13 protein-coding genes are annotated in these 15,956 nt (G+C 71.4%); 11 read left to right on the top strand and 2 right to left on the bottom strand.

Annotated elements, in window-relative coordinates; translation table 11 throughout:
* Positions 1 to 1,215, top strand: a complete 1,215-nt coding sequence (locus BCD49_RS09580; RefSeq protein ID WP_007508075.1) for a CaiB/BaiF CoA transferase family protein — start codon at positions 1 to 3, stop codon at positions 1,213 to 1,215.
* A gap of 102 nt (positions 1,216 to 1,317) precedes the next feature.
* Here BCD49_RS09580 and BCD49_RS09585 read toward each other — a convergent pair whose 3' ends face one another.
* On the bottom strand, positions 1,318 to 2,049 hold the full coding sequence (locus BCD49_RS09585) for an enoyl-CoA hydratase/isomerase family protein (protein WP_071041405.1): 732 nt from the start codon (positions 2,047 to 2,049) through the stop codon (positions 1,318 to 1,320).
* Positions 2,050 to 2,128: 79 nt separating this feature from the next.
* On the opposite strand from BCD49_RS09585, the gene BCD49_RS09590 reads away from it, so the two are divergent.
* From BCD49_RS09590 to BCD49_RS09610, 5 genes are all read left to right on the top strand, one after another.
* Positions 2,129 to 3,700, top strand: coding sequence for an AMP-binding protein (locus tag BCD49_RS09590; protein ID WP_007508071.1), 1,572 nt, complete (start codon positions 2,129 to 2,131; stop codon positions 3,698 to 3,700).
* A 29-nt stretch (positions 3,701 to 3,729) separates the two neighbouring features.
* Positions 3,730 to 4,905 carry an amidohydrolase family protein gene (locus tag BCD49_RS09595; RefSeq protein WP_007508069.1) on the top strand — a complete coding sequence of 392 codons (1,176 nt, stop codon included), beginning with the start codon at positions 3,730 to 3,732 and terminating at the stop codon, positions 4,903 to 4,905.
* Between the two features lie 134 nt (positions 4,906 to 5,039).
* Positions 5,040 to 6,473 (top strand): FadD3 family acyl-CoA ligase, encoded by a 1,434-nt coding sequence (locus BCD49_RS09600; RefSeq protein ID WP_027141101.1) that lies wholly within the window; start codon positions 5,040 to 5,042, stop codon positions 6,471 to 6,473.
* A 29-nt stretch (positions 6,474 to 6,502) separates the two neighbouring features.
* On the top strand, positions 6,503 to 7,465 hold the full coding sequence (locus BCD49_RS09605; protein ID WP_007508066.1) for an LLM class F420-dependent oxidoreductase: 963 nt from the start codon (positions 6,503 to 6,505) through the stop codon (positions 7,463 to 7,465).
* Positions 7,466 to 7,596: 131 nt separating this feature from the next.
* On the top strand, positions 7,597 to 8,661 hold the full coding sequence (locus BCD49_RS09610; protein WP_071041442.1) for a CaiB/BaiF CoA transferase family protein: 1,065 nt from the start codon (positions 7,597 to 7,599) through the stop codon (positions 8,659 to 8,661).
* A gap of 74 nt (positions 8,662 to 8,735) precedes the next feature.
* On the opposite strand, the gene BCD49_RS09615 is transcribed toward BCD49_RS09610, so the two are convergent.
* On the bottom strand, positions 8,736 to 9,779 hold the full coding sequence (locus tag BCD49_RS09615) for a ferredoxin--NADP reductase (protein ID WP_007508063.1): 1,044 nt from the start codon (positions 9,777 to 9,779) through the stop codon (positions 8,736 to 8,738).
* A gap of 75 nt (positions 9,780 to 9,854) precedes the next feature.
* Here BCD49_RS09615 and BCD49_RS09620 point away from each other — a divergent pair, with 75 nt between their 5' ends.
* The 5 genes from BCD49_RS09620 to BCD49_RS09640 all read left to right on the top strand — a co-directional run bounded on the left by BCD49_RS09620 (position 9,855) and on the right by BCD49_RS09640 (position 15,933).
* Positions 9,855 to 11,450 carry a class I adenylate-forming enzyme family protein gene (locus tag BCD49_RS09620; protein WP_071041406.1) on the top strand — a complete coding sequence of 532 codons (1,596 nt, stop codon included), beginning with the start codon at positions 9,855 to 9,857 and terminating at the stop codon, positions 11,448 to 11,450.
* A gap of 424 nt (positions 11,451 to 11,874) precedes the next feature.
* The gene (locus BCD49_RS09625) at positions 11,875 to 12,816 is read left to right on the top strand and encodes an acyl-CoA dehydrogenase family protein (RefSeq protein WP_007508059.1); all 942 of its coding nucleotides are present in this window, start codon (positions 11,875 to 11,877) and stop codon (positions 12,814 to 12,816) included.
* Complete coding sequence (locus tag BCD49_RS09630; protein ID WP_007508058.1) at positions 12,803 to 13,903, top strand: acyl-CoA dehydrogenase family protein; 1,101 nt, start codon at positions 12,803 to 12,805, stop codon at positions 13,901 to 13,903. Before BCD49_RS09625 ends, BCD49_RS09630 begins: the two co-directional genes overlap by 14 nt.
* Before the next feature lie 92 nt (positions 13,904 to 13,995).
* Complete coding sequence (locus BCD49_RS09635) at positions 13,996 to 14,772, top strand: enoyl-CoA hydratase/isomerase family protein (RefSeq protein ID WP_007508057.1); 777 nt, start codon at positions 13,996 to 13,998, stop codon at positions 14,770 to 14,772.
* Positions 14,773 to 14,793: 21 nt separating this feature from the next.
* Entirely contained in the window at positions 14,794 to 15,933 is a 1,140-nt protein-coding gene (locus BCD49_RS09640; protein ID WP_007508056.1) for an acyl-CoA dehydrogenase family protein, read from the top strand.
* The last annotated feature ends 23 nt before the right edge of the window (positions 15,934 to 15,956 follow it).

Consider the following 15,956-nt stretch of genomic DNA (forward strand, 5'->3'; position numbering starts at 1 on the left):
ATGAGCGCCCGGCCCCTGGAGGGCATCCGCGTCCTCGAGGTCGCCATGTACGGCTTCGTGCCGTCGGGTGGGGCGGTCCTCGGCGAGTGGGGCGCTCAGGTCATCAAGATCGAGCACGCCGTGACCGGCGACCCGCAGCGAGGGCTTACCCAGATCGGCAAGATGAAGGTCGACCCCGCCGGGCCGAACCCGAACATCTGGCACAGCAACCGGGGCAAGCGCAGCGTCGGCCTGGACATCGCCAACCCGCTCGGCAGGGAGGTCCTGCTGGAGCTGGCGAAGCAGGCCGACGTGTACCTGACGAACCACCTGCCGAAGGTGCGCGAGAAGCTGCGGGTGGACGTCGACGACATCCGCGCCGTCAACCCGAAGATCATCTATGCGCGCGGCAGCGCGCTCGGCCCGCGCGGCGCGGAGTCCACGAAGGGCGGGTTCGACATGACCGCCTTCTGGGCACGCGGCTCGTCCGCCGCGAGCCTGACGCCGCCCGGCACGAACGGCGTCGTCAACCCGCCGGGGCCGGCATACGGCGACACGATCTCCGGCACGAACCTCGCCGGCGGCATCGCCGCGGCGCTGTTCCGCCGGGAGCGGACCGGCGAGCCCTCCATCGTCGACGTCTCGCTGCTGGGCAGCGGGGTCTGGTCGATGGGCCACGGGATCGCGCTGTCGAAGTACACCAACATGGCCTTCGAGGGCATCGTGCCCGGCGAGCACGGGGCGCCGACCAACCCGCTCTCCGGGCTGTACAAGACCAGCGACGGCCGGTACATCTCGCTGGTCATGCTGCAGCCGGGCCGGTTCTGGGCGGACGTGTGCCGCCACGTCGACCGGCCGGAGCTGGCCGACGACCCCCGGTTCGCCACCGCCGAGCTGATCGGCCAGAACACCCCCGAGGGCGTCAAGCTGCTGCGGGAGGCGTTCGCGACCAGGACCCTGGCGGAGTGGACCGAGCGGCTGGCCACCCTGTCCGGGCCCTGGGCCCCGGTGCAGGACTCGCTGCAGGTCAGCGCCGACCCGCAGGTCAGGGCCAACGAGTACATCATCGACGCCGGGGAGATGGAGCTCGTCGCCAACCCGGTCCAGTTCGACGTCACCGCGCCCGTCGCGGCCCCGGCGCCGGACTTCGCCGCCCAGACCGAGGAGGTCCTCCTCGAGCTCGGCTACGACTGGGACCGCATCATCGAGCTCAAGGAAGCCGGCGCCGTCACCTGACCGGTGCCGGCGACGGTGGCCACAGACGGACGGAAGGGAGGACGCGTTCCGGCGTCCTCCCTTCCGTCCTTATATCTAGGGTGCCGTCGCCGTCCTTGCTCGTTACTTGCCGCGGATCCGGTTCAGCACCTTGTCGACCTCGACCCAGTGCTCGTCGGCGACCCAGAGGTCGCCGAAGGCCTCGGCGACCTCCCGAGGGCCGAGGGCGCCGGACATCACGCGCTTGGTCTCCGCGGCCGGGCGGTGGGCCAGGGATCTGGCCAGCGCCCGCCAGCCGGCGTCGAACTCGGCGCGGGGGAAGACCTTGTCGACCAGGCCCAGGCGCGCGGCCTCCGCCGCGTCGACGACGGTGCCGGAGCCGGCCAGCATGAGGGCACGGCCGCGCCCGACGACGGCGGCCAGGCGCTCGGCGCCGCCCCAGGCCGGCATGACCGCGAGCATCACCTGGGTGAAGCCGATCTGGGCGCCCTCCACGGCGACCCGGATGTCGGCCGCGACCGCGATCTCGGCGCCRCCGCCCAGGGCGTGGCCGTTGACCGCGGCGATGACGGGCCCGCGGAACGCGGCGATCCGGTCGCACAGCCCGCGCATCCGCAGTGCCATGCCGACGGCGCCTTCCTTCGTCCGGATCGTGGCGAGCTCCTTGAGGTCGCCGCCGGAGATGAAGGCACGGTCGCCACCGCCGGTGACGGCCAGAGCGTGCGCCCCCGACGCGTCGACGGCGTCGAGTGCCTTCTCCAGCTCGTCCATCGTGGCCGGCGAGATGGCGTTGCGCGCCTCGGGCCGGTCGACCGTGACGACCGCGAGGCCCCCGTCGATTTCGAGATCGATCACTATGCCTTCTCCGCGGTTGGTACTAACGTTCTCGTCTGGTGAGAGTAGCGTCCCATAGGAAACGGAGTGTGCGCCCAGCATGCGAACCATCCCCCCTGAGCTGGTGAAACGCTACGAGGCCGAGGGGTGGTGGACCCGGGAGACGCTCGGCGACCTGTTGGCCGCCGGCCTCGAGGCCGCGCCCGACGCGCAGTTCCGGGTCCACTCGGCCGTGCGGCCGTACGAGGGGACGCTTCGCGACGTCGAACGGCTCGCCCGCCGGCTCGCCGCGGGACTGCGGGCACGCGGGGTGGGCCCGGGCGACGTGGTCGCCGTCCAGCTTCCCAACTGGGTGGAGGCGGCGGCGACCTTCTGGGCGTCGACGTTCCTCGGCGCGGTCGTCGTGCCGATCGTGCACTTCTACGGGCGCAAGGAGCTCGGCTACATCCTGCGCACGGCGCGGCCCAAGGTGTTCGTGACCGCGCAGCGGTTCGGCCGGATGGAGCTGCACGAGGACCTGTGCGCCGAGGTGCCGATCGTCGGCGTCGTCGACCGGGACTCGGACCGGCGCGGCGAGACAGTGAACTTCGACGACCTGCTCGCCGACGAGCCGCTGGAGGGCGTGCTCCCGGTCGACCCGGCCTCACCCGCCGTGATCGCGTTCACCTCGGGCACCACCCGCGACCCGAAGGGCGTGGTGCACAGCCACCAGACGCTGGTCTTCGAGACCCGCCAGCTGGCCGGGCTGCTGGCGCCAGACCGGGGTGCCCAGCTCACCGGCGCGCCGGTCGGACACTTCATCGGGATGCTCAACGCGCTGCTGATCCCGGTGCTGGACGGAATGCCGATCAACCTGCTGGACGTCTGGGACCCGGCGAGGGTGCTGGAGCTGCTCGCCGACGGTCTCACCGTCGGCGGCGGCGCGACCTACTTCATGACCAGCATCGTCGACCACCCCGACTTCGACCTCGCCAGGCACCACGAGGGGATCCGCTACGCGGGCCTCGGCGGTTCCTCGGTGCCGGCGGCGGTGACCACCCGGCTCACCGACCTGGGCGTCACCGTCTTCCGGTCGTACGGCAGCACGGAGCATCCGTCGATCACCGGCTCGCGCTACTCCGCCGCGCTCGAGAAGAGGATCTTCACCGATGGCGACCCGATGACGGGCGTCGAGATCCAGCTCGCCGAGGACGGCGAGATCCTCAGCCGCGGCCCGGACCTGTGCCTGGGCTACCTCGACGACGAGCTGACGGCGAAGGCGTTCGACGACGAGGGCTGGTACCACACCGGAGACGTCGGCGTGCTGGACGAGGACGGCTACCTCACGATCGTCGACCGCTTGGCCGACTTCATCATCCGCGGCGGGGAGAACATCAGCGCCCTGGAGGTGGAGGAGGCACTGCTGACGATGCCGGCCGTCGCCGAGGCCGCGGTCGTGGCCGCCCCGGACCCGCGTCTCGGCGAGCACGCCGTGGCGGTGCTGCGGCTCGCGCCGGGGCACGAGGTGCCGACGTTGGGGGACACGCGGACGCACCTGGAGCGGGTGGGGCTGGCCAGGCAGAAGTGGCCGGAGGAGATCCGCGTGGTCGACGACTTCCCGCGCACGGCCAGTGGCAAGGTCCAGAAGGTGGTCCTGCGGCGGGACATTGCGGCCGGACAGGCCGGAGAATAGGATTCTCGCATTCAGCAAGGAGGGATCTCATGTCGACGCGCTCGCCGTATCCGGTCTTCGACGCGGACAACCACATGTACGAGACCAAGGACGCCTTCACCAAGTTCCTGCCGAAGGAGTTCGAGGGCGCGATCCGGTACGTCGAGATCGACGGTCGCACCAAGATCGCGATCCGGGGCCGGATCAGCGAGTACATCCCGAACCCCACGTTCGACGTGGTCGCCAGGCCCGGCGCCCAGGAGGACTACTTCCGGATCGGCAACCCGGAGGGCAAGTCCTACCGCGAGATCATCGGCAAGCCGATGCGCGCCATCCCGGCGTTCCGGGAGCCCGAGTCGCGCCTGGCCCTCATGGACGAGCAGGGCCTCGACCGGACGCTGATGTTCCCGACGCTCGCCAGCCTGCTCGAGGAGCGGATGCGCGACGACCCGGAGCTCACGCACGCCGTCGTCCACGCCCTCAACGAGTGGATGCACGAGACCTGGACGTTCAACTACCAGAACCGGATCTACTCCACCCCGGTCATCACGCTGCCGATCGTCGAGAAGGCGATCGAGGAGCTGGAGTGGGTCGTCGCCCGTGGCGCCCGCGTCATCCTGGTCCGGCCCGCGCCGGTGCCCGGCCACGCCGGCTCCCGCTCGTTCGGCCTGCCGGAGTTCGACCCGTTCTGGGCCAAGGTCGTCGAGCACGGAGTGCTGGTCGGCATGCACTCGTCCGACAGCGGCTACGTCCGCTACCAGAGCGACTGGGACGCCAACAAGCGCGAGTACCTGCCGTTCAAGCCCGACGTCTTCAAGATGGTCAGCATGTGGCGCCCGATCGAGGACTCGGTGGCCGCGCTGATCTGCCACGGCGCGCTGTCCCGGTTCCCGGAGCTGAAGATCGCCGTCATCGAGAACGGCGCCTCCTGGGTCGCCCCGCTGCAGAAGTCGCTCAAGGACGCCTACAAGAAGTACCCGCAGGGCTTCGACGAGCACCCGATCGACGTCATGCGCCGCAACATCAACATCTCTCCCTTCTGGGAGGAGAGCTACGCGGACCTCGGCGAGCTGCTCGGCATCGAGCGGATCCTGTTCGGCTCGGACTACCCGCACCCCGAGGGCCTTGGCGACCCGGTGACCCATGTCAGCGAGCTGGGAGACCTCAGCGAGGATGACAAGTTCAAGGTCATGGGCGGYAACCTCGCCAAGCTGATCGACGGCTGAGCGCCGCGCGGGGCGGATCAGGACACCGAGCAGTTCGGACACCGAATGACGAGGACGTCGAGGTGACAGAGAACCTCCGGGTTGCCGGGGACTTGACCATTGCCGGGAGCACCGAGAGCGCGACGTTCACGGGGCTGCCGTGGGACACCATCCCGCGGATGGTGGCGAGTACCGCGGAGCGGTTCGGCGACGCCGAGGCGCTCGTCGACGGTGACCTGCGCCTGACCTACGTCGAGCTGGTCGAGCGGGTCCGCCGGGCCGCCGGCGCGTTCGCCGCGCTGGGCGTCGGCAAGGGCGACCGGGTGGCTATCTGGGCGCCGAACTCGGCCGAGTGGGCGATCGCGGCCTTCGGGCTGCTGACCGCCGGCGGTGTCCTGGTTCCCGTCAACACCCGCTACAAGGCGGCCGAGGCCGCCGACATCATCGTGCGCAGCGGGGCCAAGGCGGTGCTCACCCAGCCCGGCTTCCTCGGTATCGACTACGAGGTCCCGGACGGGGTCACGAACCTCGACCTGAAGTCGGACTTCCTCGCGAGCGGCTCGCCGTTCGAGCGGGAGGTCGACGGCGGCGACATCGCCGACATCATCTTCACGTCCGGCACGACCGGGCGCCCCAAGGGCGTGACGATGAACCACCGGCAGACGCTGCGGCTGTATTCCGAGTGGTGCTACCAGGCGGATCTGCGCGAGGGTGACCGGTACCTGATCGTCAACCCGTTCTTCCACACGTTCGGCTACAAGGCAGGGCTTGTCGCGTCACTCATTCGTGGCGCGACGATCCTGCCGCTCGCCGTCTTCGATGTGGACAAGGTCGGCGAGCTGGTCGAGCGGGAGAAGATCACGATGCTCCCCGGCGCGCCGACCATCTACCACTCGCTGCTCGAGGCCGGCGGCAAGCACGACCTGTCATCCCTGCGCTGCGCGGTCACCGGCTCGGCCGACATCCCGGTGGAGCTCATCCGCCGGATGAAGGCCGAGCTGCCGTTCCAGCACATCATGACCGGCTACGGCCTCACCGAGGCCGGCACCGCGACGGCGTCGCGTCCCGGCGACTCGTTCGAGTCGATCGCGACGACCGTCGGCGCGCCCTGCGACGGGATCGAGGTCGCGGTCGCCGGTGACGGCGAGGTGCTCATCCGCGGCTACAGCGTCATGCAGGGCTACTTCGACGACCCGTTGGCCACCGCCGAGACCGTCGATGCCGACGGCTGGCTGCACACCGGCGACCTCGGCTCGCTCGACGAGCGTGGCTACCTGAAGATCGTCGGCCGCAAGAAGGACATGTTCATCGTCGGCGGTTTCAACGCCTATCCCGCCGAGATCGAGGGATACCTTCTGGAGCACCCGGCCGTGGCTCAGGCCGCCGTCATCGGCGTGCCCGACGCGCGCCTCGGCGAGGTGTGCAAGGCGTTCATCGTCCGGCGCGCGGGCGCCGAGGTGACCGCCGAGGAGGTCATGTCCTGGTCCAAGGAGCGGATGGCCGGGTTCAAGGCGCCGCGTTTCGTCGAGTTCCTCGACGCCCTTCCGCTGAACGCGACGGGCAAGGTCATGAAGGACCAGCTGCGTTGACCGTCGCACTGAAGAGTTAGGTGGAGAAGATGGCGCGGTTCGGCGTGATGATCGGGCCCGAGCGCGGGGACTCCGCGCGCAAGGTCGCGCGGATGCTCGACGACGTGCGCTGGGCCGAGGGCGCCGGGATGGACACCGCCTGGATTCCMCAGGTCCCGACGGACTTCGACGCGCTGATCACCGTCGCGCTCATGGGCACGGTGACCGAGCGCATCGAGTTGGGGACCGCGGTGGTCCCGCTGCAGCCGCAGCACCCGATCGCGCTGGCGCGGTCCGCGATGTCGGCGCACGCCGCGACGAACGGCCGGCTGGCGCTCGGCGTCGGGCCGTCGCACCACTGGATCGTCAAGGACATGCTCGGCCTGCCCTACGACAAGCCGGCCGCGTTCACCCGCGACTACCTCGAGGTGCTGAACGCCGCCCTGGCGGGCACCGGGGGCGCCGACGTCGAGAACGACACCTTCACGGTGCACAACCCGCTCGGCCTCACCCCGGTCGCGCCGCTGCCGGTGCTGGTCGCCGCCCTCGGCCCGGTGATGCTGCGCATCGCCGGCGAGAAGGCGGACGGCACCGTGCTGTGGCTGGCCGACGAGCGCGCCATCGGCGAGCACATCGCGCCGCGGATCACCAAGGCAGCCGAGGAGGCCGGGCGGCCGGCGCCTCGGATCGTCGCGGGCATTCCGATGTGCCTGTGCCAGCCGGACCAGGTCGACGAGGCCAAGGCGCGCGCCAACCGGATCCTCGGCGAGGCCGAGGTCTCCCCGAACTACCAGCGGCTGCTCGACCAGGGCGACGCCACCGGCGTCGGCGACCTCGCGGCTGTCGGTGACGAGGAGATGATCGCCGCCAGGATCAGGCAGTTCCTCGACGCCGGCGTCACCGACCTCTCGGCGCGCCTCCTGCCGATCGGCGACAACCGCGACGAGCTGGTGGCCTCCAAGCGCCGCACCCGCGAGGTCTACGCCCAGATCGCCGCCGACCTTCGAGATTGATGACCGGGGCGGACGGCACCGGGCCCGTGCCGCCGGTGGCCGAAGGCCATGCGACCGAGGAACATGACCGCATGACCTTCGGCCAGGGGCCGCCGGTGGCCGAAGGTCATGCGACCGAGGAACATGGTCGCATGACCTTCGGCCAGGGGCCGCTGGCGGGAATCAGGATTCTCGAGGCCGGCCACATACTGACCGGCCCGTACGCCTCGATGGTGCTGTCGGACCTCGGCGCCGAGGTCACCAAGATCGAGCCGCCGACGGGCGACATGTCGCGGCAGGTCGGCGACGCCTACTTCGCCAGCCTCAACCGCGGCAAGCGCAGCGTCGTCGCCGACCTGACCACCCGGGAAGGGCAGGACCGGCTGCACGAGCTGGCCGCGGGCGCGCACGCGCTGATCGTCAACCAGCGGCCGTCCGCGATCCGCAAGCTCGGGCTGACCTATGAGGCGCTCCGGCCGTACAACGAGAAGCTCGTCTGCGTCGCGATCACCGGCTACGGCCTGCGGGCCGACGACGACCCGGCGTTCGACTACATCATCCAGGCGGCCACCGGCGTCGCGGCGCTCACCGGCGAACCGGACGGCCCGCCGACGCTGCCCGGCTACACGGCGGCGGACAACTCCGCCGGCCTGACCGCCGCGCTGGGCCTGCTCGCGCAGATCATCTCCGGCCGGGGCGGGCAGGTCGAGGTGTCGCTGCGCGACGTCATGCTCTCCCAGCTCAACTACAAGGTGTCGGCGTACCTGAACGAGGGCGCGGAGCCGGTGCGCCACCCGTTCGGCGCGCACTCGTACTACGTGCCGGCACAGCTGTTCCCGACCGCGGACGGCTTCGTCGCCATGTTCCTGACGCACGACCGCTCCTGGCGGACGTTCGTGGCGGAGGCCGGCATACCCGAACAGGAGGTCGCGGCCTTCCCGACGATGGCCGACCGGGCCGCGCACCGCGAGGAGGTGCTGGCGGTCGTCATCAGAGCGCTGGCGGCCGACACCGCGCGCGGCTGGGAGGCGCGGCTGCGGCCCCAGGGCATCCCGATCGCGGCGGTGCGTTCCCTGCCCGAGGCGCTGGCCGAGGCCCCCGAAACCGTCGTCGACGCGGGCGGCGRCTTCCGTCTGATCGGCAGCCCCATCCGCATCGCCGGCTACGAGCCGGTCTACGGCCCGCCCCCCGCTCTCGGTGAACACGGTGCGGCATAGCCCGCGCGGCACCCAAAACGCGACGCGCCCGGCCGCTGGGCGACCGGGCGCGTTCGGTTCGTGTCTGGGCCTGGCTATTCGTACTTGACGACGACCTTGTCCGACTCGGGCAGGCCCTGGCAGGTGAGCACGTAGCCCTCGGCGACCTCGTCGTCGGTCAGCGCGTCGTTCACCCGCATCGAGACCTCGCCCTCCTCGACGTGGGCCATGCAGGTCGCGCAGGTGCCGGACTCGCAGGAGAACGGTGGGGTGAGCCCGCCGCGGCGCGCGCTCTCCAGGAACGTCTCGCCAGGCCGGCGGGGGAGCGTGACCTTCTTGCGGCCCAGGATGATCGTGACCGAGCCCTCGACCACCTTGCTGGCCGCCGCCGCCGAGCCCGTGCCCCCGGCCTGCGCTCCGGTGGCTTCGTCCTCCTCCGGAGGCAGCGGCGCCGTCGCCCCGAACCGCTCGATGAAGACCTTCCCCACCGCGGGGATGGCGGCCTCGACCAGGTCCATGAACGGCGTCGGGCCGCAGATGTAGACGTCGGCGCCGGTGTCCTCGCCGAGGAAGGCGCGGACGGCCTCCGCGTCGAGGAAGCCCTTCTCGACGTCCAGGTGGCGGGTGACCGACAGCCGGTCCGGGTACTGCTCGGCCAGGTCGGTCAGCGCCTGCCAGAAGATCGCGGCCGGCTGGTCGCGATCGGCGCACAGCAGCCGGACCCGGCGGTTCGTCGAGGCGAGCGCGCTCTTGGCCAGGGAGATGACCGGGGTGATCCCGCTGCCGCCGCAGAAGCCGATCAGCGGCGCGTCGGTCTCGCGCAGGCAGAAGACGCCGTGCGGCCTCGTCAGCTCGACCTCGTCGCCCTTGGCCAGGTTGTCGATCATCCAGTTCGACACCTGGCCGGCCGGGACGCGCTTGACGGTCACCGCGAGTTCGCCGTCGGTCTCCGGCGCGCTCGACATGGAATAGCTGCGCAGCAGCTCCTCGCCGGCGACCGTGACCTTGAACGTGCAGAACTGGCCGGCGCGGTACTCCCACGGGCCCGCGACCGGGGCGAGCGCGAACGTTCGCGCGTCGGCCGTCTCCTCGATCACCCGGGTGACGGTCGCACGCTGGAACAGCGGAGGTCTCGGCATGTGACGACATCCTCTGGTATTAAGGTTCTAACTAGACGAGAATACAGTTTCCACCGACGAGACGGGAGCCTCTCCATGGTGGTCCTCGTCTTCGAGGAGCAGGCATACAGTCAGGCCCAGCTGGACGCTCTGACCGGCGGGTTGGCCCACCGGCTCGCTGCTGGTGGGGTCCGTGCCGGTGACCGCGTGGCGCTGATGTCGTCGACCCGTCCTGAATTCATCATCGCCGTCCGGGCCATCTGGCGCCTGGGTGCTYCCGTCGTGCTGCTCAGCCCCGCGTGGAAGCGCGGTGACGTCGAGCATGCCCTGGCCGTCAGCAAGCCGGCACACGCCGTCGGCGACCACCCGGTGCTCGCCGAGCTGATGCCGATGCTGCACCTGGACGAGCCCGTCGAGCTTACCCAGCCCGCCAAGCCCGTCGCCGCCGCCGCCGACGACGCGGCCGCTCCCGGCGAGGCAGCGGCTCCCGCTCCCGGCTCCGACCCTGGCCCAGACCCCGGCGCGGACGCGCTGTTCGTGTTCAGCTCAGGCACGACCGGGCTTCCGAAAGCCGTGCGGCACACCCACGGCTCGTTCGCCGCCGCCGTCGGCCACTGGCGCGACGTGCTCGGGATGACGGCGGCGGACCGTATCCAGGTCGCGACCCCGCCGTCGCACATCCTTGGCATCCTCAACATCGTCACCGCGCTCGAGACCGGCACCTGGATGCGGCTGCACCGCCGCTTCGACCTGGACGCGCTGCTGCGCTCGATCCAGGATGACCGGATCACCATCGAGATGGCGGTCGCCCCGATCGCGCTCGCGATGGCCTCGCACCCGGACCTGGAGTCGTTCGACCTCTCGTCGCTGCGCTTCATCATGTGGGGCGCGACCCCCGTCACGGCCAGCGTCGCCGAGACCGTCACCCGCCGAGCCGGGGTCCGGTGGCTGCCCGCCTACGGCGCGAGCGAGCTGCCCGTCCTCGCCTGCAACCCGCTCGAGGGCGCCCGGCTGGACAGCGTCGGGAAGGCCGCGCCGGGAGTGGCGCTGCGCGTCGTCGACCTGGAGACCGGCAAGCCGGCCGGCCCGGGGGAGACCGGCGAGATCCAGGCCCGATCGCCGTCGCTGATGGCCGGCTACCTGCCCCAGGAGGCGAACGCGGACGCCTTCGACGATGGCTGGTACCGCACCGGCGACGTCGGCACCATCGACGCCGACGGCTGGGTGCGGCTCACCGACCGGCGCAAGGAAATGATCAAAGTGCGCGGCTTCCAGGTCGCGCCCGCCGAGGTCGAGGCGGTGCTGTACGGCCACCCGGCCGTCGCCGACTGCGCGGTGTTCGGCGTGCCGGACGCGGCGGCCGGCGAGGCGATCGTCGCCGCCGTCACCCGCGTGGCCCCGGCCCCCGCCCCCGCGCCTGCCTCCACCTCCACTCCCGCCACTACCGCCCCGGTCTCGTCCGCCGCCGGCCAGGCGGCGGATGTGGGGCCCGCCACGTCGGACGACACGTTGGCCGCCGAACTGCTCACCCTGGTCGGTACGCGGCTCGCGTCCTACAAGCGGCCGCGCCAGGTGGTGTTCGTCCCCGAGATCCCGCGGCTGCCGTCCGGGAAGGTGCTGCGCCGCGTCTTACGCGACGCAGCTCTCGCCCCGGAGTCCCTCACGTCAGAGTCCCTTCGGAGTGCCGGATGACCGCGGGCCCGCCTCCGCCCAGGACATTCAAGCGCCGCGCCCCCGCGTCGCCCCGACCACGAGCGAAGCGATGTGGCCCTTTCCGCAAGGGCCAGCCCCAGTCCGTGACGCTCGAGCGGCTCGCAACGAAGCTGGCCCGCAGGCGTGCCACAGCAGGGGCCCGGCCACGAGCGAAGCGACGTGGCCCCGCGGAGATGCAGCTTCGGTTTAGTGAGGTTCGGCGGACCGCGACCGAGCTGGCCCGGAGGCGCGCCTCCGCGGAGGCCCGGCCACGAGCGAAGCGACGTGGTTGGACCGCAGCGGAGGTCGCCGGAGGGCACGTGAGCGGAGGAGGACGCCGCGCGGAGGTCCCGTCCCGCAGCGAAGCAAGGGACGGGGCCGGAGCGCGGCGCCCGCACGGAGCGAACCAGAAACAAGGAGCAGCATGGACGTTCGTCTGACGACTGAGCAGCGTGAGCTGCGGGGCGCGGCCGCCCGGCTGGCGGATGATCTAGGACCCGGGTCCGTGCTCGACCTGGCCGACGACGACCGCGCGGCCAGGCTGGAGAAGGCGATCGCGGCGACCGGCTGGCGGACCCTGCGGTCCGACGGCGCCTCCGGCGTCGAGGTCGCCCTGGTCGTCGAGGAGTTCGCCCGCGGCCTGATCGATGTGCCGTTCCTCGGCCCGGTGCTGGCCGACGACCTGTACACGCGGCTCACGGCGGCGGATGGGCCCGTTCCCGACGGTCTCGAGGCCGCGGCGGCCGGCGCGGCCACGGTCGCCCTGGACGGCGTCGCCGTCGACGCCAAGGGCCTGCGCGGCCTGCTCGCGCTGGAGGGCACCCAGGTGCTCGTCGGCGCCGTCGGAGCGACCGCCGAGGGCGTCGACCTGACCAGGCTGACCGGCGAGCCGGCCGGCCCGCTCACGGTGGTCGGCGAGCTCGACGACGAGGCCGTGCTGCGGTGGCGCGCGCTCGCGCTCGTCGCGGCCACGGCCGACATGCTGGGTGCCGCCCGCGGCGCGCAGAACCTCGCCGTCGAGTACGCCAAGGTGCGCCAGCAGTACGGCCACGCCATCGGCTCGTACCAGGCGATCGCCCATCTGCTCGCCGAGGCGCTCGCGCTCGTCGAGGGCTCGGTGAGCGTGCTGCGGCACGCGGCGTGGGCGGTCGACGAGCTGTCGGCGGCCGAGGCCGTCCAGGCCGCGCTCGTCGCGAAGGTCTACATCGAGCGCGCCGCCCGCACCATCTGCGAGACCTCCATCCAGGTGCACGGCGGCATCGGCAACACCTGGGAGTGCCTCGCGCATGTCTTCCTGCGGCGCGTGCTGACGTCCGCGGAGCTGATCCCGGCCAGTCTTGAGGAGATCGACCTTGGACTTTCGTGACTCCCCGGAAGAGGCCGCGTTCCGCGCGCGGCTGCGGGCATGGCTGGCCGAGCACGCCGGCGAGTTCAAGGCGTCCGGCGACGACTACTGGCACCAGGCCGGGCGCTGGCACACCGCGCTCTACGAGGGCGGCTTCTTCGGCCTGTCCTGGCCGAAGCGGTTCGGCGGCCACGACCAGCCGCCGGTCTACGACGTCATCCTGGACGAGGAGCTGGCCATCGCCGGCGCCCCRCCGCGCCCGAGCCTCGGCTACCTCGCGCACGGCCTCGGYCGGCACGCGAGCGAGGAGGTCCAGCAGCGCTTCCTGCCGGGAATGATCAACGGGACCGAGCGCTGGTGCCAGGGCTTCAGCGAGCCGGGCGCCGGCTCGGACCTCGCCTCGCTGACCACCCGGGCCGAGCTCGACGGCGACGAGTACGTCATCCATGGCCACAAGATCTGGACGAGCTACTCCGACGTCGCGGACCTGTGCCTGGTGCTCGCCCGCACCGACCCGGACGTGCCCCGGCACAAGGGCATCTCCGGCTTCATCGTCTCGATGCACCAGCCGGGCGTCGAGCAGCGGCCCCTGAAGATGATCAATGGGGTGTCGGCCGAGTTCGGCCAGGTGGTCTTCGACGGCGCCCGGGTGCCGGCCGCCAACATGGTCGGCAAGCCCGGCGACGGCTGGAAGCTCGCGATGACCGTCGTCGGCCACGAGCGCGAGCCCTCGACGCTKGGCTTCTCCGCCCGCTACGGCAAACTCGTCCGGTCGCTCGCGAAGACGGCCGACGCCTCCGGCGGGAAGGTGCCCGACGACCTGCGCTGGGCGGCGGTGCAGGCCGAGATGCTGCGGCTGCACGTGCGCCGGCGGCTGTCCGAGCAGCTCGACGGCGTCACGCACACCTCGGACGGCTCGCTGGACAAGCTGCTCATGACCTGGGTCGAGCAGTCCGTCGGCCACGCGGCGCTGGCCGTCACCGGCACCAGGGACCGGGAGAACCTCGAGGCCTACCTGTACAGCCGGGCGCAGAGCGTCATGGGTGGCACGTCCCAGATCCAGAAGAACATCATCGCGGGCCGCATCCTCGGCCTGCCGACGAGCTAGCCGCGCGGCCACGCTGCTGGTGGCTGGCGGCGGGCGGTCTCCGGCGCCGCCAGGCCTGAAGGGAAACGGCCGCCAGGCCTGAAGGGAACACAGTGTCGGACAACCTCTACGACCTGCCGGACGAGATCCAGGTCCGGGCCGACGGCCCGATCCGGATCATCACGCTGAACCGACCGGACCACCTCAACGCGGTGAACCACGAGCTGCACCTCGGGCTCGCCAAGGTGTGGACGCTGCTGTCGGAGGACCTGGAGGCCCGGGCCGCGGTGATCACCGGCGCCGGGCGGGCGTTCTCGGCCGGCGGCGACTTCGCCTACCTGGACCGGCTGCGCCAGGACCCCGACCTGCAGCGGCTGACCATCATGCATGGCCGGGAGCTCGTGCTCGGCATGGCGCGCTGCCGGGTGCCGGTCGTGGCCGCGGTCAACGGCCCGGCGGCCGGCCTCGGATGCAGCCTGGTGGCGCTGTCCGACATCGTCTACCTGGCCGAGCGGGCGTACCTGCTCGACCCGCACGTGCAGGTCGGCCTGGTCGCGGCCGACGGCGGCCCGCTCACCTGGCCGCTGCACACGAGCCTGCACTGGGCCAAGGAGTACGCCCTCACCGGCGCGAAGATCCCCGCCGAGCGGGCGCTGCAGATGGGCCTGGCGAACCACATCGTCGCCGACCCGTTCGCCGAGGCCCTCGAGTGCGCGAAGAAGATCGCCGGCCTGCCCCGCCAGGCCGTCGAGTCGACGAAGCGGCTGCTGAACATCCACCTGGAACGGGCGGTGATGGCGAGCCTCGACTACGCGACGAACGCCGAGGAGCAGTCCTTCAAAACGGAGGACTTCGCCACCATCGTCAAGAAGCTCACCAGCAAGTCCTGACCGGTTCGGAGGGGACGGCCGATGCGACGCACGGTCTACGGTCCAGAGCACGAGGCCTTCCGGGCGGCGGTCCGGACCTTCTTCGAGAAGGAGGTCGTCGCCCACTTCGACGAGTGGGAGGAGCGCGGCATGCCGCCGCGCGACTTCTACGACAAGTGCGGCGACCTCGGCATCCTGGGGCTCGGAATCCCGGAGGAGTACGGCGGCGGCGGCGCCTCGTACCTGTTCAACGCTGTCGTCGCCGAGGAGGCCGGCCGCCTGGGTCTCGGCCTCGGCCCGCTGCGCATCCACTGCGACATCAGCGTGCCGTACTTCGTGGACCACGCGAACGACGAGCAGAAGGCACGCTGGCTGCCGGGCCTGGCCAGCGGCGAGCTGGTCTGCGCCCTGGCCCTCACCGAGCCGGGCGCGGGCTCCGACCTCGCGGGCCTGTCGGCCAGCGCCCGGCTCGACGGTGACGAGTACGTGGTGAACGGCTCGAAGACGTTCATCACCGGCGGCCTGAACGCCGACGTCTTCCTCACCGCGGTGAAGACCGACCCGACCCAGCGGCACGCCGGGCTGTCGCTCCTGGTCATCGACGCGGACGCGCCCGGCGTCTCCCGGGGCGCGCCCATGAAGAAGATCGGCCTGCACATCCAGGAGGCCTGCGAGATCTTCTTCGACGACGTCCGGGTGCCGGTGGCCAACCTGCTGGGGGAGGTGGGCCAGGGGTTCACCTACCTGACCTCCCACCTGCCGCAGGAGCGGATGTCCATCTCCGTCAACGCCCAGGCCTCGGCCGCGTCCGTCGTCGGGCAGACCGTCGACTACGTGAACGGCCGCAAGGCGTTCGGCAAGACGATCGGCCACTTCCAGAACACCAAGTTCGTCCTGGCCGGCTGCGCGACCGAGGTCGAGGCCGGCTGGGCGATGCTCGACCGGGCGCTGACCGCGCTCGACGCCGGCGAGCTGACGCCGACGGACGCGGCGAAGGTCAAGCTGTTCGTCACCGAGATGCAGGGCCGGGTCACCGACGCCTGCCTGCAGCTGTTCGGCGGCTACGGCTACATGACCGAGTACCCGGTCGCCCGGGCCTGGGCCGACGCGCGGGTCGGCCGCATCTACGGCGGCTCCAGCGAGATCATGAAGACCATCATCGCCAAGGACCTCGGGCTGTAGTCCAGCCCGTGCCGGTCTGGGAG

Source organism: Pseudofrankia sp. EUN1h (assembly GCF_001854645.1).
GTDB classification, from domain to species: domain Bacteria; phylum Actinomycetota; class Actinomycetes; order Frankiales; family Frankiaceae; genus Pseudofrankia; species Pseudofrankia saprophytica.